The organism is Variovorax sp. SRS16 (genome assembly GCF_901827165.1).
Lineage (GTDB): Bacteria > Pseudomonadota > Gammaproteobacteria > Burkholderiales > Burkholderiaceae_C > Variovorax.
The window spans coordinates 4,941,943-4,962,085 of record NZ_LR594666.1 but is presented as its reverse complement, the minus strand read 5'-3'; the positions used below and the strand labels follow the sequence as shown (position 1 = coordinate 4,962,085).

The following is a 20,143-nucleotide window of genomic DNA, read 5'->3' as shown; positions in this document are numbered from 1 at the left end:
AGTGCGAAACCTTCACGTTTCCTACGGCGATGCGCCGGCGCTCTGGGATGCGACGCTGGACATCGGCGCCGGTCAGATCGTGGCCGTGGTCGGGCCGAATGGCGCGGGCAAGAGCACGCTGATCAACGCCATCGCGGGCATCCTGCGCCCGAGAAAAGGTGAAGTCCGGCTCGACGGCAGCGACATCGCGAAGATTGCGAGCCATCGCGTATGCGACCACGGCATCGCCATCGTCCCGGAAGGACGGCGTTTGTTCGGCCACATGACCGTTCTCGAGAATCTCGAGCTCGGCGGCTATCGCGCCGAAGCGCGCGCGTCGGCGGAGGGCTCGCTCGAAAAGGTGTTCTCGCTCTTTCCGATCCTCAAGGAGCGGCGCCATCAGGTCGCCGGGTCGATGTCCGGCGGGCAGCAGCAGATGGTGGCGATCGGCCGCGCGCTGATGGCACGTCCCCGGCTGTTGCTGATGGACGAGCCCTCGCTCGGCCTGTCCCCGGCCGTGGTCGACGACATGTTCCGGATCATCCGCACGATCAATGAGCGCGGTGTCGCCGTGCTGCTGGTCGAGCAGAACATCCACAAGGCACTCGACATGGCCCACCACGCCTATGTCATCGAGCAAGGTCGAATCGTGGCGTCGGGCCGACCGGACACGCTGCTCGACAACCCTCGCATCCGGGAGGCCTATCTTGGCGTCTGATTCCTCACTCGGCAACGGCATGCCGCTCGCCATCCGTCGGCTCGTCACCGGACACGACCAGGACGGTGCCGCGGCGGTGGCGCTCGACACGGCGGTCCCGCGCTCCGACGTCTTCCAGCACATTCCGGGCATGGTGTCCCGCCTGGTGTGGGCCACTGCGCCGGTGCCCGGCTTGCCCTTCGACGGCATCGACCCGACCCCGGGCGTTGCCGACATCGTGCCGGCATCCGGTGCAACGCGCTTTCTCATCGTCACGTTCCCGCCGGACAGCGTGTTCTTCGCGCCGGACTTCGATCCCGCTGCCGCTGCCGCGGAAAACCTGGCCATCAGCCCGGGGCTGGCCGAGCGCTTCGAACCCGATGGCATGCACACCACCGAAACCGTCGACTACGGCATCGTGCTCGATGGCGAGATCTGGCTCGAACTCGACGGCGGGCGCTCGGCACATCTGCGACGCCATGACGTGGTGGTGCAGAACGGCACCCGCCATGCCTGGCGAAACAAGAGCGAACGCCCGGCGACGCTCGCCTTCGTGTTGATCGGAGCGCGCCATCATGGGTAGACGGCGCGCGACCTCGACCTGGCCATACCGACAACACTCATTTCGACACAGGGAACTCTCATGACCGATACAAGCATCACGCGACTGCAGGGGCGGCGCGTGTGGGATTCACGCGGACGCCCCACGGTGGAGGCGGAGGTCGCCCTGGCGTGCGGCGCCGTGGCTCGCGCCATTGCGCCCGCCGGTGCCTCCACAGGCAGCGGCGAGGCGCTCGACTTGCGCGACGGCGGGACTCGCTTCGGCGGCCTGGATGTGACGAAGGCACTCTCCTCGATCCGCGAAATGGCGCCATCCCTCGTCGGGCTCGATGCGCGCGACCAGGCGGGAATCGACGCGCGCCTGGTGGCCCTCGACGGCACCCCGGACCGCAGCCGCCTGGGCGGCAACGCGATCGTGGCCACCTCGATGTCCGTGCTGCACGCCGCGGCCTCGGCGGCGGGGCAGCCCTTGTGGCGCTATCTGGCCGGCGAGCGGCCCGTGCGCCTGCCGCTGCCCGAAGTGCAGATCTTCGGCGGCGGCGCTCACGCGGCGCGGCGCGTCGACGTGCAGGACTTCATGGTGATGTGTCCGGCGGCCGGCAGCTTCAGCGAGGCGCTCGAATGGACCGCGGAGATCTACCGCGCCGCCGGTGCCTTGATGAAGCAGGCAGGCAAGCTCCAAGGGGTCGCTGACGAAGGCGGCTACTGGCCGGCCTTCGACTGCAACGAACAGGCGCTGGACATGCTGATGCAGGCCATCGCCGATGCGGGCCTGCGCCCGGGCGAGCAGGTCGGCATTTCGCTCGACATCGCGGCCTCCGAGTTCGGCCGCGGCGGACGCTACGTGCTCGCGCTGGACGGCCGCAGTCTCGACACGGGCGAAATGATCGACATGCTCGGCGCCTGGCTCGACGCTTACCCGATTCTGTCGATCGAGGACCCGCTCGCCGAGGACGACCCGGAAGGCTTCCGGCACTTCACCCAGGCCTATGGCGCCCGCTGCCAGGTCATCGGCGACGATTTCCTCGTGACCAATGCGGCCCGCGTGGCGGCCTCGGCCGCCGAAGGGTGCACGAACGCGGTGCTGATCAAACCGAACCAGGCCGGCACCATCAGCGAGGCGCACGCGGCGCTGGCAGCCGGCAAGCAGGCGGGTTTCGGAACCATCGTTTCAGCGCGCTCGGGCGAAAGCGAGGACGTGACCATCGCGCATCTCTCCGTCGGCTGGGACGCGGGTCAACTCAAGGTGGGTTCGTTCTCTCGTTCGGAGCGCATGGCGAAGTGGAACGAGGTCCTGCGCATCGAGGAATCGCTGGGCCGCGACGCCGTGTTCAGCGGCTGGTCCGCACTGCCATTCCGGACTCGCGGGCGATGAAGGTCGCGTGCGGCCGCCCGCGGCACTTCGACGCCGATGCAGCCGGGCAAGCAATCTCGTCTTATCAACACGGCGCAAGCCACACCCAAAGGCATTCGCAATGAACAAGTTCCGGCTGGCAGGCATTTCGGGAAGCCTGCGACAGGGTTCCAGCAACACGGCCATTCTCCGCACGCTTCAGGCGTCGCTGCCACCGGAGGTGGAGATGACGCTGCTGCCGCTCGAAGGCATCCCCTTGTACAACCAGGACCTTGACGGGCCGAATCCTCCGGAAGCCGTGCGGGAATTCAAGGCGGCGGTCGAATCCAGCGACGGTGTCGTGATGTGTTCCCCGGAGTACAACTTCGGCATGCCGGGCGTCTTGAAGAACGCGATCGACTGGGCGTCGCGACCGGCCTTCGCTTCCCCGCTGAAGGGAAAGCCGGTCCTGGTCATGACATGCTCGCCGGCATTCACCGGCGGCGTGCGCGCGCAAGCGCAGTTGCGCGAAACCCTGGGGGGCGCCCTGTCGCGCGTCATCTCGAGACCGCAGGTCGTGATTGCCGGCGTCAATGCAAAGATCGAAGGCGGACGACTGACCGACCCGGCGAGCCTGTCGTTCGCGCTCGAAGCCGTCAACGACCTGCTCGCTGAAATCGGCCTGCTTCGGGCGGCGCGAACGCCGGCAATGCAGCCAGCCGAAGGCTAGAAAGGAAAGTCGATTCGTTTACCAGCTGTCTTCAGCATTGGTCGCGCCGACGCCAGTGCTCCGCAGGCGATACCCCTTTTCAACAACCCATTCGCGAGGTCCATCATGCTGCCCGCCGTCAATCTTCGTCCCCCGTTCAACATCACGCGTGCCAGTCACGTCGTCCTCCATGTCTCGGACCTCGCAAAGAGCCGGGACTTCTACGTCAACATCGTCGGACTGGTGGTCTCTGAGGAAGACGACGGCGTTTGCTATCTGCGAGGCCTGGCAGAAGCCTGCCATCACAGCCTGGTGCTGGTGCAGTCGCGCACCGAACAGACCTGCAAGCGAATCGGCTTCCGCGTCTTCTTCGAGGAGGACCTCGACGGCGCCTGCGAGTTCTTCCGGGCCGAGGGACTCTCCGCCGAATGGGTCGACGTCCCGCACCAGGGGCGCACGCTCCACGTGGAGGATCCGATCGGAACCAAGATCGAGCTCTGCGCCCAGATGAAGACGCTGCCCCGGATGTATCTGAAGTGCGAGAGCTTCACGGGCGCGCATGCGCAGCGTCTCGATCACTATCAGTTGCTGGCGCCGGACACCTACGCACTGTGCGCGTTCTACAGCAGGCTGGGCTTTCGAAACTCCGAGTACATCGCCCATGGGGACAAGCTGCTGGGCGCATTCATGTACCGCAAGGGCACCTGCCTCGACCTGGCGATCGTGCTGGGAGAGGGGCCCCGCTTGCACCATTTCGCCTACACCGTCCCGGAATCGCACAATATCTTTACTGCCTGCGATCTGGCGGGCAACTACGGCTACTCCGCTTCGGTGGAGCGGGGACCCGGCCGCCATGGGCCGGGCGGGATGCTGTTCGTCTATCTGAGAGATCCGGATGGCCATCGCGTGGAACTGTTCAACAGCCACTACCAAACCATCGACATCGAGATCGAGCCAGTCCGGTGGGAGGCTGCCTCGCTGAGCACCAACGTGCGCTGGGGGCTGCCCGCCCCGGCCCGCTGGTACTTCGAGGCGACTGCCTTCGCGGGCGCCGCCCTCATCGAGCCGTCCGAGAAACCCAATCCCCAAACGCTGGAGAGCTATGCGCTGGCGCTCTCCTCCCAGAAATAAAGACGAGAAAGGTCATTGCCATGTCGCGAGTCAAGTATCTCCAACGTTCGGACACCCAGGCCGACCAGGCCCTGTTCGACAGGCTGGAACGTGAGCGCAAGCTGCCCACCGCCAACCTCTTCCGGGCGCTGGCGCACGCGCCGCAGATCCTGGACGGGTTCATCTCCTATGCCAATACGCTGCGTGGCGCCGAACTGAGCCCGAAGCTTCGCGAGCTCGCGATCCTCACCGTCGGCCACTGCACCTCGTCGGCGTACGAGATCGCACATCACCAGTCCCATGGACAGAAGGCGGGTCTCAGTGCGGAACAGCTCGGGGCCGTGCCTGCATTCGAAAGCTCGCCGCTTTTCGATGAAGAGGAACGCGCAGTCATGGCGCTGGCGCGCGAGTCCACCCTGCGCGTCGATGTCAGCGAGCCCACGTGGCGCAATGTCGCTGCCTTCCTGTCCGAGCGCCAGCTGGTGGAGCTGGTCCTCACGGTCGGCTGGTACAACTCCGGCGTCCGCATCATGGGGGCGCTCGCCATCGAGCTGGAGGACGGATACCGATAAACCCCGACCCACGAGGAGACAACCATGAACACAGCGAAATCGCCATTGCGGCGCCGAGCCTTTCTTGCCGCGGCAGGGACCCTGGCGCTGGCACATGGACTGCCGGCGCATGCGCAGCAGGGGGGCGGCACCGGGCCGATCCGCGTGGGCGGCACGCTGCCTCTCACCGGACCGCTCGCGCCGGTCGGCGGCATCCACAAGGTCGCCGGCGAGGTATTCGTCGAAGCGCTGAACAAGCGGGGTGGCCTGCTGGGGCGCAAGCTGGAGTTCATGCTGCTCGACGATCAGTCGCAGCCTGGGAACACGCGCACCTTGTACGAGCGCCTCATCACGGCGGAAAAGGTCGATCTGCTGATGGGACCCTATGGCACCAGCTCGATCATCGCCGCGATGGGCGTGGCGCAGCGCTTCGGCAAGCTGTTCATTCAAAGCAGCCTCGGCGACCCGAGCCTGGCGCCCTATGACATGCAGTTTCCCGCGCTTCCGCTCGGGCCGGAGCCGCGGACGGCCGCTACCGAGGTGCTGCTCGACGCCTACGCCAGTACCGCCACGCCGCCGAAGACCATCGCCTTCGTCACCAGCAAGTTTCCATCGGCCCTCGATCTCGCCAAGGGCGGCCAGGAGGTCGCCGCCAAGCGAGGCCTGAAGACCGTGTTGTCGCTCGAGTACGAGTTCGGCACACGCGACTTCGGCGGCATCGCGGCCCGCATCAAGGACGCCGGGCCGGACCTGCTGTGGTCGGGCGCCATCGGTCTCGAGGCGGCTCAATTGCTCGACGCCATGAAGCGCATCGACTACCAGCCCGCGCGGCAGTTCCACCTGTTTCCCGCGCCGGGGCCGACCGTGTCGAATCCGCAGGCCGGCGGCCTGACCACGCTCACCTGGTTCGAGGACCACGCACCCTTCACTCAGAACGCCGGCGCCGCCGAGTTCATCGCCTCCTACAACGAGCGTGCGAAGGCGGCAGGACTGCCGTGGCCGCATGTCGACAGCCAGGCCGCCGCGGAGTTCGCGGCCTGGCAGATGCTGGAGGCCGCGGCTTCCGCGGTGGGCCGCCTCGACGACAAGGCCATGGCCGCCTGGCTCAAGGCCCATCCGGTCAACACCGTGCTGGGAACGCGCCGCTTCGACGGCAAGTTCAACAGCGGCGCAGCCGACACCAAGATCAAGCAGGCCCAGAACGGGAAATGGGTCACCGTCTGGCCCGCCAAGTTTCGGCCTCCTGAGGCGGCGTTCGTCGCACCCTGAGTTTTTTTCGAGAAGTCTCGCAACCAGCCTGCATCGGAGCGTCGTCGGACGCCGGGCGGCACGCGAAAAATCGCCCACAGAAGAGGTCAATATGGACAGGACAATGATTGCAGCCAGGCTGCATGCTCTCGGCACCCCGATGTCGCTCGACACGATCCCGATCCCCAAACCCCGGCCGACGGACGTGTTGGTGAAGGTGATGGCGTGCGGCATCGTTCCCAACATGGCCAACGTCATCAACAACTGGCCGACCTGGTTCCCGCATCAGCCTCTGCCCCGGTTTCCGGCCATCTTCGGGCTGGATCCCGCGGGGGTCATCGAAGAGGTCGGCGAAGCCGTGATCAATGCCAAGCCCGGAGACCGTGTCTACCTGAGTCCGCTGCGTTCCTGCGGCTCCTGCAGGGCCTGCCGCGGGGGCCAGCGCAGCCACTGCCGCTACTTCACGCTCAATGGCTACTTCAGCACCAGCCGGGACGGCCAGCGCATCTTCGACCTGTATCCGTACGGCGGGTTCAGCCAGTACATGACAGCGCCGGAATACGCGATCGTCAACATTCCGGACAACCTGAGTTTCGAACACGCGGGCCGCTTCGGTTACCTGGGCACCTCGTATGGCGCCCTGAAGAATGCCGGCGCCGGCCCCGGCCAGGTCGCCCTGATCGATGGCATCACGGGCACCCTGGGCGTCGCTGCCACGGTGCTCGGGCTGGCGATGGGACTGTCGCGGATCCTCGGCACGGGGCGCGACGAACGGCTGCTGAACCGGATCAAGGCCCTTGCGCCCGATCGCATCCAGGTGATGAAGCTCGACGAAGGGTCGAGCGGCGAATGGGCCAAGTCGCTCACGGGCGGCGAGGGCGCCGACTTCGCCATCAGCGCATTGGGTGCCAAGGCGCCTGCGGCGACCATGCTCGACTCGATGAAAGGCGTGCGCCGCGGCGGCAAGGTGGTCAATGTGGGCGGCGTGGCGGAAGACCTGCCGATCGATGTGAAGTGGTTGATGGACGAGCAGATCCAGTTGATCGGATCGAACTGGTTCACGACGGCGCAGGGCCAGGAAATGGCCGAGATGGTCCGGACGGGCACGATCGACCTGTCGTACCTGGAGCACCGGACCTTCCCGCTCTCGCGCGTGAACGAGGCCATCTCCGGCCTGAAGGACCGCGACGGCGGCTTCAGCAACTACGTCGTACTCCCGCAGGCGACGGACGCGGCATCCTGACACTGCGCCTGCGCCAGCGAGGATGAACTCGCTGGCGCGCGTACCCCAGCGCGTCCAGGATCAGCGGACCACCGCCCGGCTCCAGGCTTCTGCGACCAGGGAGAGCCGGGTCACGGGGCGAAGCAGCAGCGGGCCGGCTACCGCGCGCACCAGATCTCGTTGGGCGCCATCGTTCAGATACTCGACCGGCGACTTGCCGTCGACGCGGGCCAGCAGCAGAGCAGGCAGCAGCCGGGCGGCGCGTTCTTCCAGATCCCGGCGCGGCTCCCAACGCGCCTGATCGAAGTAGGCATCGGTCAGCGATGCGAAGGCGCCGAGCAGGGCGTCGCGCCGGTCCGGGCGCACGAGGCACTTCAGCAGCAGGTGGTTCAGGCAGAACGCAAGGTCGAAGGCCGGGTCTCCGTACCAGGCGCACTCCGCATCGAGCAGCACGGGCCCGTGCGGGCCGACCAGGATGTTCTTCGGGCTGACGTCGCCGTGCACGAGTGCGATGTGCAGCCCGGCCGTGCGCTCCGTCAGCGCGATCAGCCGAGCGGCGAGCGCCGGATGGCGGTCCGCTGTCGCCATGAAGTAGGGTTCGAGACGCAGCGCACGAAAGTTGTCGGTGGTGTCGAACGCGGCGGCGAGTTCGGCGCTGTACGCACTTGCCGCGTGCAAGGTGCCGAGAACCTGTCCGACCGCGCATGCCGTACTTGCCGACACCTCGCCGTCGAACAACTGCTGTTTCCAGACCGGATGTTCCTCGGGCGCGAGAAAGGACATGGCGAAGAGGCCGGCCTCGGCATCGTGCGCGAGCGGGCGCGGCACGTTGTCGGGGCAGTGACGCGCAGCAAACTGCATCCACGACCACTCGTACGCGTTGCGCGACACCGGGGCTTGCCAGTCCGCAGAGACCTTGAGTTTGGCGAGTGCGCGCTTGACGCACAGCGATCGACCGGGGAGGTCGACGCGCCAGATATCGGACGACACCCCGCCCGCCAGCGCATGCCATCGGGCCCGCTCTTCAGGACGCGCAAGGCCCTGCGAGATCAGAAAGGCGTCGAGCGCGGTCTCCGGACTGTTCAGTTTGTTCATTGTCGGCATGCAGGAGGAACGAAGGAATCGCTGGCGCCAGAGCGATCAATGAACCGGTGAGTTGCGTGCTTGCTGCGGCGCTTCGCCGCGCAGCACTCTCACGACTTCCTCGGCTGCACGCCTGCGCAGTTCGAGCAGGGACGCGTCCGACGAGAACGCGACGTGGGGCGTCAGCATGGCACCGGGATGGGCGCGCAGCGCGGCCGGCACCTCGGGCTCGCACTCGAGCACGTCCAGCGCGGCAGCGGACAGCTGGCCGTTGCCGAGCGCCTCGATCACGGCGTCGGTATCGACGACGGCGCCGCGGCTGACATTGATCAGCAGGCCGCCGGGACGCATCAGCGCGAGCCGCTCGCGGTTGATCAAGTGGCGCGTCGCATCCGTCAGCGGCGCGTGCACCACCACGATATCGCTGTGGGAGAGCAGGGTGCCGAGCGCCGCACTCTGCGCGCCCTCGCTGTCGGCGGACAGATGGGGGTCGTGCGCGAGCACGCGGCAGCCAAAGGCGCCGAGCTTGCGCGCAGTCGCGCGGCCGATGCGCCCGAAGCCGATGATCCCGCAGGTGAGTGCGCCAAGCCGGCGCAGCCTGGCGCTTGCGGGATCCCAGCGGCCGGCGCGCACTTCACGGTCGAAGCCGACAAGACCGCGCGTCCATGCGAGCGCGAATCCGAGCGCGTGGTCGGACACTTCCTCCACGCAATAGTCCGGCACGTTGGTGACCCAGATGCCGCGTGCGGTCGCGGCGTCGACCGCGATGTTGTCGAGTCCCACACCCAGCCTGGCGACGATCTTGAGAGCCGGCGCGGCGGCAATGGCGCCGGCCGATACCGGAGCCCAGCAAGTCAGGATGGCCGAAGGCCGGTGCTCGCGTGCCAGCGCTTCGATGTCCGCCGCCGGCGACGGCGAGGCCGGACCGCTGACCAGACGCATGCCGGCGGATTCGACAAGGGTTCGCTCGACGCTGTCGTCGGGCCAGGCGTAGTCGGTGAGCAGGACGGTGTGATTCATGATGTGGATGGCCAGCCTAGCCGGCGGGTTGGCGAAGACGCGCTTCGGCGCGGCCGGCGCTGGCGGGCTCCATTCGCCGCGTGCTGCCGCGGACGATGAGCGTCGGCGGCGAGACGGAGCTGTACGGGGCCGGGCTTGCGTCTTTCTGCTTCATCTGATGGATGAACCACAAGCCGCACGCGGTGGCCAGCTCGGAGACCGGCAGGCTCACAGCTGTCAGGCCGGGCCCCCACCAGCGAAACCCCAGCTCGTCGCCGAAACCGACGACGGACAGCTGCTCGGGCACGCGCACGCCGCGCTCCAGCAGTTCGTCGAGAACGCCCTGCGTGTTCTTCACTGCGCCCAGGACCACCGCCGTGGGCGGGGTGCGCAGCGCCAGCAGGCGACGTATCGCATCGCGGCCGAAGTCCGTCGACGACGGCGCCCCGAGTTCCTCGCGCGCATGGACCGCCGCCTTGCTTCCGGCGAGGGCGTTGTGAAAGCCTTGCAGACGTGCGGCGCCGGTGGGCAGGTCCGTGGTGCCGCCGATATAGGCGATGCGCTGGTGGCCGAGTTCGACCAGGTGCTTCGTCGCCTGGTAGAGCGCCTGCGTGTCGTCGATCCCGAACCACTGCTCGCCCAGCGCGGCATGCTTGCGCAGCAACTGGATGCACGGCGCCATCTTGAGAAGGCGCACCGATTCGGGGTGCGGCCTGGCACTCGGCACGATGATGATGCCGGCCACGTTGACGCTGGTGAGCTCGCGGATGTGGCGCAGCTCGATCAAGCGGTCATCGTCGGTTTCGGACAGCGTCAGTTGGAGTTCCGCGCTGCCCAGGCACTTCGCAAGCGCGTGCGCAATGGTCGAGTAGAAGCTGTTGCGGATATCCGGAACGACCAGCGCCACCAGGTTGCTCGAGACCCCGCGCATCATGCGCGCCGCGCGATTGGCCACATAGCCCATCTCGTTCGCGACCTCGAGCACCTTCTGCTTCATGGCGGCGCTGATTCGTGGGTCGTCGGCCAAGGCACGTCCCACGGTGGAAGCGGACACCTGGAGTCGGGCGGCAATGTCTTTGATCGTGACCATGGGAGAGCCTGAAGCTGAAGCAGCAATGCACTAACGATAGCACGACACCAGTGGATTGCCAAGCAGATGCTTCTCTATCTTTCGACCCTCCGATCTCCAACGGGATTCGCCAAATCTTCGACATCGAAGAATCAAAACCGTTGACATTTCTGCGGCAGCGCTTCTAAAATTCATGCTAACGTTAGCACAAAAAGATGACTGATTGGTGAGGACGCCCTTGTGGGGCGCCCGGGGATGGGTCGTGGCTGTTTCAGCTCCGAGTCCCGTGCACTTCTCGACGCCGGATCGGACTGATCCACCGCCCGGCGACCTCGTCTGGATCGCAACGAAAGCAGGAGACAACGTGAAGAACAACCCTTGTGTGCTTCATGGAGACAAACGAATGAAAAAGTCATTGATTGGCATCTTTGTCCTCGGCGCGACCGGCATTGCCTGCGCTCAATCGTCGCTCACGATCTTCGGGGTCGTCGATGCATCCGTCAGCCACTACGCCAGCAAGTCGGAGGATGGGAACTCCGCAACGCTGGCGTCGCCGTTCTACGTCAACCAAGGTTCCGTCACCGTCAGCCGCAACGCGCTCGCGAACTCCGCATACAACAACAGCCGCCTTGGCTTCAGGGGCACGGAGGATCTCGGCGGGGGACTCGCGGCCGGCTTCTGGCTCGAGAGCCCCATCACCAATGACGACGGCGCGACAGGTCTTTCGACTTTCAGCCGGCGCTCCACGGTGAGCCTCATGGGTGGATTCGGCGAGATCCGCCTGGGGCGCGACTTCGCGCCGACGTTCTGGAACGACACGGTGTACGACCCTTTCGGTGCGGTGGGCGTCGGCGCCAACCTGATCTCTTCGGCCAGCCTCTTCAATCCCACCGGTGGTGCCGGCGGTTTTGGCGGCAACGCCAACTACCTGCGTGTCAGCAATGCCATCGGCTATTTCCTGCCTCCGGCGCTTGGGGGCTTCTATGGCCAGTTCATGTATGCGCTGCACGAGAACAACGCCTACGATCCTGGCACCGCCACGCCGCCTGGGGTGAATCCCGTTACCGGGCAGGTGAACGCCGGCGCTGTCGCAAGTACCCGCGCCGGCCGTTATGTGGGAGGTCGCATCGGCTATGCCAACGGCCCCCTGGATGTCGCGCTCTCCTACGGCAGCAGCACTGTGGGCGACAACTATTTCGCCGGCACCACCGACGACGTCAATACGGCCAATCTGGGTGCGTCGTACGACTTCGGCATTCTCAAATTGTTCGGTGAGTTGTCTCGCGTCCGCAGTACGCGCGACTATGCAGTTGCGCCGCTGTTCCGCCTGCCAGACACCGACGTCAATGGCTACCTGATCGGAGCGACCGTGCCGGTAGGCCCAGGCCTTGTTCGCGCCTCCTTCTCGCGCGTCAAGTACGACCTGAATTCAGCGGCCACCACTTTTTCGCCGCCAGTGCCGGACCCCAAAGCCAGCAAGTTCAGCCTGAGCTACGTGCACAACCTTTCCAAGCGCACAGCGCTGTACGCGACGGTCGCCCGGATCAGCAACCAGAACGGAGCCGCACTGACGGTGGGCGGGCCGGCCTTCATCAGCACGGGCGTGTTCACACCGAAAACGTCGACCGGGTACGACTTCGGCATTCGCCACGCGTTCTAGAGCGATAGCTCGCGCACGGCGCGTCAATGAGCGGACCGAATGAGTTCATTGGCTTTCCTCGTTGGACGCGCCGCATTCGAAGACCTCTAATTCGTGGACTACCACGAACACAACGGAGACTTTTCATGCTTCACATGTCCGGAAGGATTGCCGCCGCTGCCTGCGCGCTTGTGGTCGGATGCGGCGGCATTGGGGCCGCCGCCGCGGCCTCGATCGGCGGGCCGCTGAACCTGGCGGACGAGGGAATGTTCTTTGTCCACGGGGAGCCCGTCACTTCCAGACATCCTGGGGTTTCGCCCGCGGGTCCGGTTCGTCCAGGGACAGTGACGGTCAACCAGATGTACGTGCACTACCGTATCCCCGCAAGCAGAACCAGCGCCATTCCCATCGTGCTGGTGCACGGCGGCGGGCTGACCGGCATGAGCTACGAGACCACCCCCGACGGGCGCGAGGGCTGGGCGACCTACTTCGCGCGCAAGGGGTATGCGGTCTATGTCGTCGACACACCCGGGCGCGGACGCTCCGGCTTCAACTCGACAGCCATCAACGAAGCCAAGGCTGAGGGGCGCGTCTCCGGGCTGCCAGCCAGCGTGTTGATGGTGACGGCCGAACTCGCCTGGCCTCTCTTTCGCTTCGGGCCTTCGCACGGGACGGCGTATCCAGACACCCAGTTTCCGGTCGAAGCATTCCCGAGTTTTGCCTCGCAGGGCGTGCCCTTTGCAGAGGCCATGCTCGAGGGAGGCGGCATGGCCTCGGCCCCGCCGGCGCTCGCGTCGCTGCTGGACGAAATCGGGCCCGCGATCGTCGTGGTTCACTCGCTGGCGGGGCCCTTTGCCGATGCGCTGGTCGGTCTGCGTCCCGCCCTCGTCAAGGCCGTCGTCAACATCGAGGGCGCGCAGTCGGTCGTCCCCACCGACGCGCAGATCGCGGCATACCGAGGCATTCCCGTGCTGGAACTGTTCGGCGACCATCTCGATGCCCCGGTGTTCACCGGCCAGCCTCGCTACGAGGCGCGCAAGGCCGTCGTCGAGCGGATCAATCGCCTCGAGGCAGGCAGGGCGAGCCTGGTGCGGCTTCCCGACGTGGGCATCAAAGGCAACTCGCACATGATGATGCAGGACAGGAACAACATGGAGGTGGCTGACTTCATCCTGGGCTGGATCGCGGACAAGGTGCGCTGAGTCAGCCTGCTCGAGCCGGTCTGGTCGGCGTCGGTTGCTGTGCTGCAGGCAGCGCGACGATGAAGTCCACGAAGCCCTGAGCAGCGTGGGAGAGCGAAATGCCTGCTCGTCGCACGAGTGAGACCTCGCGGTCGATCAGGGGCTCCTCCACGCGGCGCCAGCCGATCCGCGCAGGGTCCGCCAGCTTCACTGCATAGCCGGGGAGGATCGCGACGCCGAGCCCGGCGTCCACCATCCCGATAAGCGAGCCCGCATAGTTGGCTTCCCTTGCGGGCTTCAGCATCAGCCCGGCAGCCGCGAAGCCTGCTTCGGTGAGATCGCGGAACACGCTGCCGCGGCTCAATGCGAGCACCGGTTCCCGCGCGACATTCGCCCAGGTCAGTGGATGCAGGCGGCTGAACGCATGCCCCGCCGGGAATGCGGCTGCCATGGCTTCCGAGAAGAGCAGGGTGCGCTGGATGTCGACTTCGTCCGATGCGAAAGTGCCGATACCGACATCGGCCGCACCGCCGCGCACCAGCGGCAACACCTGATTGGGCAGCGTGTCCTGCAGGACGACCTCGATGCCGGGGTACTTCGCGCCGAAGGCGGCCAGGATCGGCGGAAGGTAGGTGCTGGACAGAACCAGCGGAGCAGCCACCACCACGCGGCCGCGTTCCCTCGCCACCAGCTTGTCCACGCCCGCGAGCGCGGACTCGAGCTCAGCGAGGATGCGCTCTGCGCGAGGAAAGAAGTCGCTGCCCGCGGTCGTCAGTGTCACGGCGCGCGTGGTGCGGTCGAACAGCCGGCTCTCGATCGCTCCTTCGAGTTCGCGCACGAGCAGGCTGAGCGCCGATTGCGTGACGTGCATGGCCTGCGCGGCGCGGGTGAAGTTGCCAAGCCGCGCGACCAGCACGAAAGCCCGGAGCTGGCGGAGAGTCACATTCATGAGCGGAGCCAATCACTCGATTGGAAAGTCTCGATTGAATCATAGCCACGCGCGTCTTCTAATCAGTGCCATGCAAGCCGATGGAGAGACCCGGTCTGCACTCTCAACAGAAAGACCTGAGACATGAAACGCCGTGAACTCCTCGCCACCATGCCAGCGCTTGCTGCCGTCGCCTTGCCGTCATGGACCGCCGCGCAGCCTGTCTATCCGAGTGCGCCCGTCAGGGTGCTGGTGGGTTTCCCCCCTGGCACGGCGACCGACGTGGCGGTGCGTGCCGTCGTCGGGCAGATGTCCAGGCGCCTGGGCCAGCCCTTCATCGTGGACAACAAGCCCGGCGCCGGCAGCAACATCGCCGCCCGGGCCGTGGCCACGGCGCAGCCCGATGGCTACACCGTCTTCGCGATCACGATCGCCAACATCATCAACGCCGCGTTCCCGGGCGCCAATGCGGTCGATCCGCTGAAAGAGTTCAAGCCGATCACGCTGATCGGGAATGTTCCCAATGTCCTGGTGGTTCATCCCTCGCTGAAGGTCGCGACCGTGCCCGAGCTCATTGCGCTCGCGAAGGCCAAGCCGGGCTATCTGACCTATGCATCATCCGGCGTCGGCACCTCGCCTCACCTTTCTGGCGAACTGTTCGCACAGATGGCCGACGTCAAGATGGTCCACGTTCCGTACCGGGGAAGCACGCCCGCGGTGACCGACTTGCTCGGCGGGCAGGTGCAGCTCATGTTCTCGCCGGCTTCGACCGTGCTGCCGCACGTGCGCGCGAACAAGCTGGTGGCGCTGGCCGTCACCAGCCCCCGCAGGACCGCGAGCGCGCCGGACCTGCACACGCTCGACGAGCTGGGGCTGAAGGGCTTCGACACCTCGGTGTGGATGGGGCTGGTGGCCCCGGCCCAGACGCCGTCCAGCGTCATCGGCAAGCTGCGCACCACGGCCCACGCGGCGCTCGATTCGAGCGAGATCCAGGCGATCTACAGGGCGCAGGCCATCGACGTTCTCAAGACCAGCGACGAGGAACTGTCCCGCTTCCTGCAGAGCGAGGAGGCACGGTGGTCGAAGTTCATTCAGCAGACGGGCATCAAGCCCGAGTGAGAGAAGAATTTTCTTCAGAAAGGAATACAGAAATGTCCAAATTGCGCGCTATCGAGTGCCGCGAGTTCATCGCCGCGGTCACCGAGAAAGCTGCGGAGATGGGGGTGCCCCTCTCCGTCGCCATCGTCGGACCGGAAGGCCATCTGATCGCGCTCGAGCGCATGGATGACGCGGGCTTCATCACGCCGGACACGGCGCGCGCGAAGGCGTTCACCGTGGCCGCTTTCCGCTCGATGAGCCCGCGTTTCAGTGACGGCCTGGTCATTCAACAGTGGTTCAAGGAGCGCAACCCGCAGATGCTGGCCAACGCATCGGTCTTCACCAACGGCCAGGTGGTCGCCTCTGGCGGCTGTGCGCCCGTGTTCAAGGGCAACGAGATGGTCGGTGCCTACGGCATCAGCGGTGCGACGGGCGACCAGGACGAGGAGATCGGCCAGCACGCCCGCGCAAAGGTGGGTTGGGCACACATGCCGGTCGATGATATGACGCCCGAAAGTGTGAAGAAGCACGTGAACGAGATCTACAGCAAGGTCGGCCTGAAGGATCGCGCCCTCTGAGCATCGTGCGCGGCAGCCGAGCCGGCCCGCGTTCGCCCCCGTCCCCGAATTTTCAATCTGCCTGTCGCGCGCAGGCAATGGAGTGCCCATGCCTTCCCAACCAGCCGTGCTGGCTGAAGCAGCCGACGCCCTGTGGCGCGTTGCCGAGACCGGCATCTACACCCAGCCGTTGAGAGTCGCCTATCCCGGCCTGGATGCGGCCGACGCGTACGCCATTCAGCGGATGAACACCGAGCGCAGACTGGCCGGAGGCCGTCGCGTGGTCGGCTGCAAGATCGGCCTGACGGCACGGGCTGTTCAGGCGCAGCTCGGCGTTGACCAGCCTGATTTCGGCGTGCTCTTCGACGACATGAGCTTCGGCGACGCAGAGCCGATTCCCATGAAGCAGCTCCAGCAGCCGAAGGTCGAGGCAGAAATCGCGTTCGTGCTCGGGCGCGACCTCGACATGAGCAACCCCGGGCACGTGGACGTGATCAAGGCCGTGGACCACATCCTTCCAGCAATCGAAATCGTGGGGAGCCGCATCGCGAACTGGGACATCCGCTTCGTCGACACGGTCGCGGACAACGCGTCCTCCGGCGCCTTCGTCCTGGGTGGAAGCCCGCGATCGCTCGGGGAGGTCGACCTCAGGTTGTGCGGCATGGTCATGAGCCGCCGCGGCGAGCCGGTGTCGGTCGGCGCGGGTGCGGCATGCCTGGGCAGCCCGATCAATGCGGTGGTCTGGCTGGCCCGCACCATGGCCGCGCTCGGCCGGCCGCTGCGTGCCGGCGACCTGGTGCTGTCGGGTGCACTCGGCCCGATGGTGCCGGTCGCACCGGGCGACGTGTTCGAAACCCTCATCAACGGCCTCGGAGGCGTCAAGGCCGTATTCGAAGCCGCCGATGCCACGAAGGAATCCAGATGAGCCAGGCACTCGAATTCGCGCAACTGCTGGACGATGCGGCCCGCCACGCCAAGGCAGTGCCGCAGATCGATCCGAAGGGCGAGCTCTCCCTGGCCGAGGCCTACGCGATCCAATCCGCCTCGGTTCAGCGACGCATTGCGCGCGGCGAGCAACGCGCCGGCGTGAAAATGGGCTTCACGAGCCGCGCCAAGATGGTTCAGATGGGTATCGGCGACGTCATCTGGGGGCGCCTGTCGAGCGGCATGCAGGTGGAGGAGGGCACGCCGGTGAAGTTCGCGCGCTTCGTGCATCCGCGCGTCGAGCCGGAGCTGGCCTTCGTGCTGAAAAAATCGCTGGCCCGCGACGTCACCGCGGTCGAGGCGCTCGCAGCAGTCGAAGCCGTGGCGCCGGCGCTCGAGATCATCGACTCGCGCTACCAGGACTTCAAGTTCAGCCTGCCCGACGTGATCGCTGACAACGCCTCGTCGAGCGGCTTCGTGATCGGCGCCTGGAGCGACCCGCACCAGGATTTCAGCAATCTGGGGCTGACGATGAGCATCGACGGGCGCGTGGCGCAGGTCGGTTCCACTGCCGCCATCCTGGGCCATCCATTGCGCTCGCTGGTCGCCGCGGCGCGCCTCTCGGCGGCGGCCGGCGAGCCGCTGCAGGCCGGCTGGGTGGTGATGGCGGGCGGTGCCACGCCCGCCCAATGGATCAAGCCGGGCCAGTGCATCTCGATCGAGATGGAGCGCCTCGGAACCGCCTGCTTCCACGTCGAGGAGTGAACCGTGCCCATTGCCCTGATCAAGATCATCGAGGGGCGCAGCCCCGAAAAAAAGCGCCGGCTGATAGACAGTGTTTCGCAGGCCATGGCGGACAGCCTCGAGATGCCGGTCGACGCCGTGCGGGTCCTGCTCCACGAATACCCGGTCGGCCATTGGGGGCGCGGGGGGCGCCCCATGTCCGAAATCCTGGATGGAGCGCCCTGCGAATCAGCCGGCGCCCAGGCGGCCGACGCGACGGCCAAGCTGCTCGGGAACTGAAAGAAGCAACATGACGAACGCACTCAAGGTCGCAATCATCGGCCCGGGCAACATCGGCACCGACCTGATGATCAAGATCATGCGCAATAGCAAGCACCTCGAGATGGGTGCCATGGTCGGGGTCGACCCGAAGTCCGATGGCCTGGCCCGCGCCGAGCGCTTGGGCATCGCCACCACGGCGGAAGGCATTGACGGGCTGGTGCGCCTCGGCGTGTTCCCCGACATCGACATCGTGTTCGATGCCACCTCGGCCGGTGCCCACAAGCGCCACGACGAGGTGCTGCAGGCCCATGGCGTGCAGGTCATCGACCTGACACCCGCTGCCATCGGCCCTTACGTGATCCCTGCGATCAACCTCGATGCCGAGAACGCCAGCAACATGAACATGGTCACCTGCGGCGGGCAGGCGACCATCCCCATGGTGGCCGCCGTATCGCGCGTCGCCAAGGTGCACTACGCCGAGATCGTCGCATCGATCTCGAGCAGGAGCGCCGGCCCCGGCACGCGCGCCAACATCGACGAGTTCACCGAAACAACTCGGGCCGCGATCGAGAAACTCGGCGGCGCGGAGCGCGGCAAGGCGATCATCGTGCTGAACCCGGCAGAGCCGCCGCTGATCATGCGCGACACGGTGTTCGTACTGTCCGAAGTGGCCGACCGGACGGCGGTGGAAGCCAGCATCGCGCAGATGGTGGCGAGTGTGCAGGCCTACGTGCCGGGTTACCGCCTGAAGCAGCGCGTGCAGTTCGACCTGATCTGCGCCGACCGGCCGCTCAACGTGCCCAAGCTCGGCTTGCGCCACGGGCTCAAGACCTCGGTATACCTCGAAGTCGAAGGCGCCGCACACTACCTGCCGGCCTATGCCGGAAATCTCGACATCATGACCTCGGCCGCACTCGCGTGCGCGGATCTGATGGCGCAACGACGCATCGCCAGCGGCATCGCCCGCGGCCTGAAGGAGCTGGCATGACCGCGGGCAAGAAGCTCTACATCAGCGACGTGACCCTGCGTGACGGCAGCCATGCCGTTCGCCACCAGTACAGCATCGCGCACGTCAAGGCGATATCCGCGGCACTGGACGTTGCCGGCGTTGACAGCATCGAGGTCGCGCATGGCGACGGGCTGGAAGGCTCCAGCTTCAACTATGGCTTCGGTGCGCATACCGATGTCGAATGGATCGCGGCAGTCGCCGAAACGGTCAAGACCGCAAAGGTCGCAACCTTGCTGTTGCCGGGCATCGGCACCACGCACGACCTGCGCAACGCCTACGATGCGGGCGCGCGCATCGTGCGCGTGGCAACGCACTGCACCGAGGCCGACGTGTCTCGCCAACATCTGGAATACGCGCGCGAACTCGGCATGGACCCGGTGGGCTTCCTGATGATGAGCCACATGACCACGCCGAGGAAACTGGCCGAGCAGGCGCTTCTGATGGAGAGCTATGGCGCAAGCTGCGTCTACGTGGTCGACTCCGGTGGTGCGCTCGGCATGGACGACGTGCGGGACCGGTTCCGAGCATTCAAGGAGGTGCTGAGCGCCGACACGCGGACCGGGATCCACGCGCACCACAACCTGGGCCTTGGCGTGGCAAACTCGATGGTGGCCGTGGAAGAGGGCTGCGATCGCATCGACGCCAGCCTGGCCGGCATGGGCGCCGGTGCCGGCAACGCGCCGCTCGAGGTGTTCATCGCGGCGGCCGAGCGCCAGGGCTGGCATCACGGCACCGATCTGTTCAAGCTGATGGACGCCGCCGACGACCTGGTTCGCCCGCTGCAGGACCGCCCGGTGCGCGTCGATCGCGAGACGCTGGCGCTGGGCTATGCGGGCGTCTATTCAAGCTTCCTGCGCCACGCCGAAGCGGCCGCGAAGAAATATGGCCTGAAGACTGTGGACATACTGGTCGAGCTGGGCGCACGCAAAATGGTGGGCGGCCAGGAGGACATGATCGTGGATGTGGCACTTGATTTGCTGCGCAAGTGCGATTGCGAACGCGCGCATTCCGAGCACCTGTCATGAGCAAGGCAGCATAACGCGCCGCCCCCCGCTACGACAGGGACTTGAGAGTGAGCAGTGCGCGTTCGAGCTCGGCCTTGTCCTTGGCCGCGGTCAAGGACAGGCGCACGACATTCGGCGCGAGCATCGGCCGGACCCTGAAAGGGGTGTCCGGGACGACGACGACATCGTGGCGCCGTGCACGCTCGCGAGGGCGTCTGCGCCTCGGCGTTCGGTATG

General features: G+C 66.2%; 21 protein-coding genes. 17 read left to right on the top strand and 4 right to left on the bottom strand.

Translation table 11 applies throughout. The features are described 5' to 3' along the window. Position 1: 1 nt before the first annotated feature. The 8 genes from E5P2_RS23985 (at position 2) to E5P2_RS23950 (ending at position 7,431) form a co-directional block, all read left to right on the top strand. Entirely contained in the window at positions 2 to 697 is a 696-nt protein-coding gene (locus E5P2_RS23985; RefSeq protein WP_332107556.1) for an ABC transporter ATP-binding protein, read from the top strand. After that, a complete protein-coding gene (locus E5P2_RS23980; RefSeq protein WP_162569630.1) occupies positions 687 to 1,259 on the top strand; it encodes a cupin domain-containing protein in 573 nt (190 codons plus the stop codon). The genes E5P2_RS23985 and E5P2_RS23980 overlap by 11 nt, the downstream gene beginning before the upstream one ends. Positions 1,260 to 1,319: 60 nt before the next feature. Then, complete coding sequence (gene eno, locus E5P2_RS23975; protein WP_162569629.1) at positions 1,320 to 2,612, top strand: phosphopyruvate hydratase; 1,293 nt, start codon at positions 1,320 to 1,322, stop codon at positions 2,610 to 2,612. Positions 2,613 to 2,712: 100 nt separating this feature from the next. After that, on the top strand, positions 2,713 to 3,300 hold the full coding sequence (locus tag E5P2_RS23970) for an NADPH-dependent FMN reductase (RefSeq protein WP_162569628.1): 588 nt from the start codon (positions 2,713 to 2,715) through the stop codon (positions 3,298 to 3,300). 105 nt (positions 3,301 to 3,405) lie between these two features. After that, positions 3,406 to 4,410, top strand: coding sequence for a VOC family protein (locus E5P2_RS23965; protein ID WP_162569627.1), 1,005 nt, complete (start codon positions 3,406 to 3,408; stop codon positions 4,408 to 4,410). A gap of 20 nt (positions 4,411 to 4,430) precedes the next feature. After that, positions 4,431 to 4,961, top strand: coding sequence for a carboxymuconolactone decarboxylase family protein (locus E5P2_RS23960; protein WP_162569626.1), 531 nt, complete (start codon positions 4,431 to 4,433; stop codon positions 4,959 to 4,961). 24 nt (positions 4,962 to 4,985) lie between these two features. Continuing rightward, positions 4,986 to 6,209, top strand: coding sequence for an amino acid ABC transporter substrate-binding protein (locus tag E5P2_RS23955; RefSeq protein WP_174262694.1), 1,224 nt, complete (start codon positions 4,986 to 4,988; stop codon positions 6,207 to 6,209). A gap of 103 nt (positions 6,210 to 6,312) precedes the next feature. Then, on the top strand, positions 6,313 to 7,431 hold the full coding sequence (locus E5P2_RS23950; protein ID WP_232080816.1) for an alcohol dehydrogenase catalytic domain-containing protein: 1,119 nt from the start codon (positions 6,313 to 6,315) through the stop codon (positions 7,429 to 7,431). Positions 7,432 to 7,491: 60 nt separating this feature from the next. Here E5P2_RS23950 and E5P2_RS23945 read toward each other — a convergent pair whose 3' ends face one another. The 3 genes from E5P2_RS23945 to E5P2_RS23935 are packed head-to-tail and all read right to left on the bottom strand — an operon-like array spanning position 7,492 to position 10,582. Further along, positions 7,492 to 8,505, bottom strand: a complete 1,014-nt coding sequence (locus E5P2_RS23945; protein ID WP_162569624.1) for a phosphotransferase family protein — start codon at positions 8,503 to 8,505, stop codon at positions 7,492 to 7,494. Positions 8,506 to 8,550: 45 nt separating this feature from the next. After that, on the bottom strand, positions 8,551 to 9,513 hold the full coding sequence (locus E5P2_RS23940) for a C-terminal binding protein (protein ID WP_162569623.1): 963 nt from the start codon (positions 9,511 to 9,513) through the stop codon (positions 8,551 to 8,553). Between the two features lie 16 nt (positions 9,514 to 9,529). After that, positions 9,530 to 10,582 (bottom strand): LacI family DNA-binding transcriptional regulator, encoded by a 1,053-nt coding sequence (locus tag E5P2_RS23935; protein WP_162569622.1) that lies wholly within the window; start codon positions 10,580 to 10,582, stop codon positions 9,530 to 9,532. A gap of 382 nt (positions 10,583 to 10,964) precedes the next feature. Here E5P2_RS23935 and E5P2_RS23930 point away from each other — a divergent pair, with 382 nt between their 5' ends. Both E5P2_RS23930 and E5P2_RS23925 read left to right on the top strand, forming a co-directional pair. Next, entirely contained in the window at positions 10,965 to 12,221 is a 1,257-nt protein-coding gene (locus E5P2_RS23930; protein ID WP_162570634.1) for a porin, read from the top strand. A 125-nt stretch (positions 12,222 to 12,346) separates the two neighbouring features. Further along, on the top strand, positions 12,347 to 13,402 hold the full coding sequence (locus E5P2_RS23925) for a lysophospholipase (RefSeq protein ID WP_162569621.1): 1,056 nt from the start codon (positions 12,347 to 12,349) through the stop codon (positions 13,400 to 13,402). A 1-nt stretch (position 13,403) separates the two neighbouring features. On the opposite strand, the gene E5P2_RS23920 is transcribed toward E5P2_RS23925, so the two are convergent. Next, positions 13,404 to 14,330 (bottom strand): LysR family transcriptional regulator, encoded by a 927-nt coding sequence (locus E5P2_RS23920; RefSeq protein WP_162569620.1) that lies wholly within the window; start codon positions 14,328 to 14,330, stop codon positions 13,404 to 13,406. 123 nt (positions 14,331 to 14,453) lie between these two features. On the opposite strand from E5P2_RS23920, the gene E5P2_RS23915 reads away from it, so the two are divergent. The 7 genes from E5P2_RS23915 to dmpG all read left to right on the top strand — a co-directional run bounded on the left by E5P2_RS23915 (position 14,454) and on the right by dmpG (position 19,927). Next, the gene (locus tag E5P2_RS23915; RefSeq protein WP_162569619.1) at positions 14,454 to 15,428 is read left to right on the top strand and encodes a tripartite tricarboxylate transporter substrate binding protein; all 975 of its coding nucleotides are present in this window, start codon (positions 14,454 to 14,456) and stop codon (positions 15,426 to 15,428) included. Positions 15,429 to 15,460: 32 nt separating this feature from the next. After that, positions 15,461 to 15,985, top strand: a complete 525-nt coding sequence (locus E5P2_RS23910) for a GlcG/HbpS family heme-binding protein (protein WP_162569618.1) — start codon at positions 15,461 to 15,463, stop codon at positions 15,983 to 15,985. An 88-nt stretch (positions 15,986 to 16,073) separates the two neighbouring features. Then, the gene (locus E5P2_RS23905) at positions 16,074 to 16,889 is read left to right on the top strand and encodes a 2-keto-4-pentenoate hydratase (RefSeq protein WP_162569617.1); all 816 of its coding nucleotides are present in this window, start codon (positions 16,074 to 16,076) and stop codon (positions 16,887 to 16,889) included. Then, the gene (locus E5P2_RS23900) at positions 16,886 to 17,653 is read left to right on the top strand and encodes a 2-keto-4-pentenoate hydratase (RefSeq protein WP_162569616.1); all 768 of its coding nucleotides are present in this window, start codon (positions 16,886 to 16,888) and stop codon (positions 17,651 to 17,653) included. The genes E5P2_RS23905 and E5P2_RS23900 overlap by 4 nt, the downstream gene beginning before the upstream one ends. Positions 17,654 to 17,656: 3 nt before the next feature. Continuing rightward, on the top strand, positions 17,657 to 17,911 hold the full coding sequence (locus E5P2_RS23895; protein ID WP_162569615.1) for a 2-hydroxymuconate tautomerase family protein: 255 nt from the start codon (positions 17,657 to 17,659) through the stop codon (positions 17,909 to 17,911). A 10-nt stretch (positions 17,912 to 17,921) separates the two neighbouring features. Then, positions 17,922 to 18,881 (top strand): acetaldehyde dehydrogenase (acetylating), encoded by a 960-nt coding sequence (locus E5P2_RS23890; protein ID WP_162569614.1) that lies wholly within the window; start codon positions 17,922 to 17,924, stop codon positions 18,879 to 18,881. Next, a complete protein-coding gene (gene dmpG / locus E5P2_RS23885; RefSeq protein WP_162569613.1) occupies positions 18,878 to 19,927 on the top strand; it encodes a 4-hydroxy-2-oxovalerate aldolase in 1,050 nt (349 codons plus the stop codon). Before E5P2_RS23890 ends, dmpG begins: the two co-directional genes overlap by 4 nt. The last annotated feature ends 216 nt before the right edge of the window (positions 19,928 to 20,143 follow it).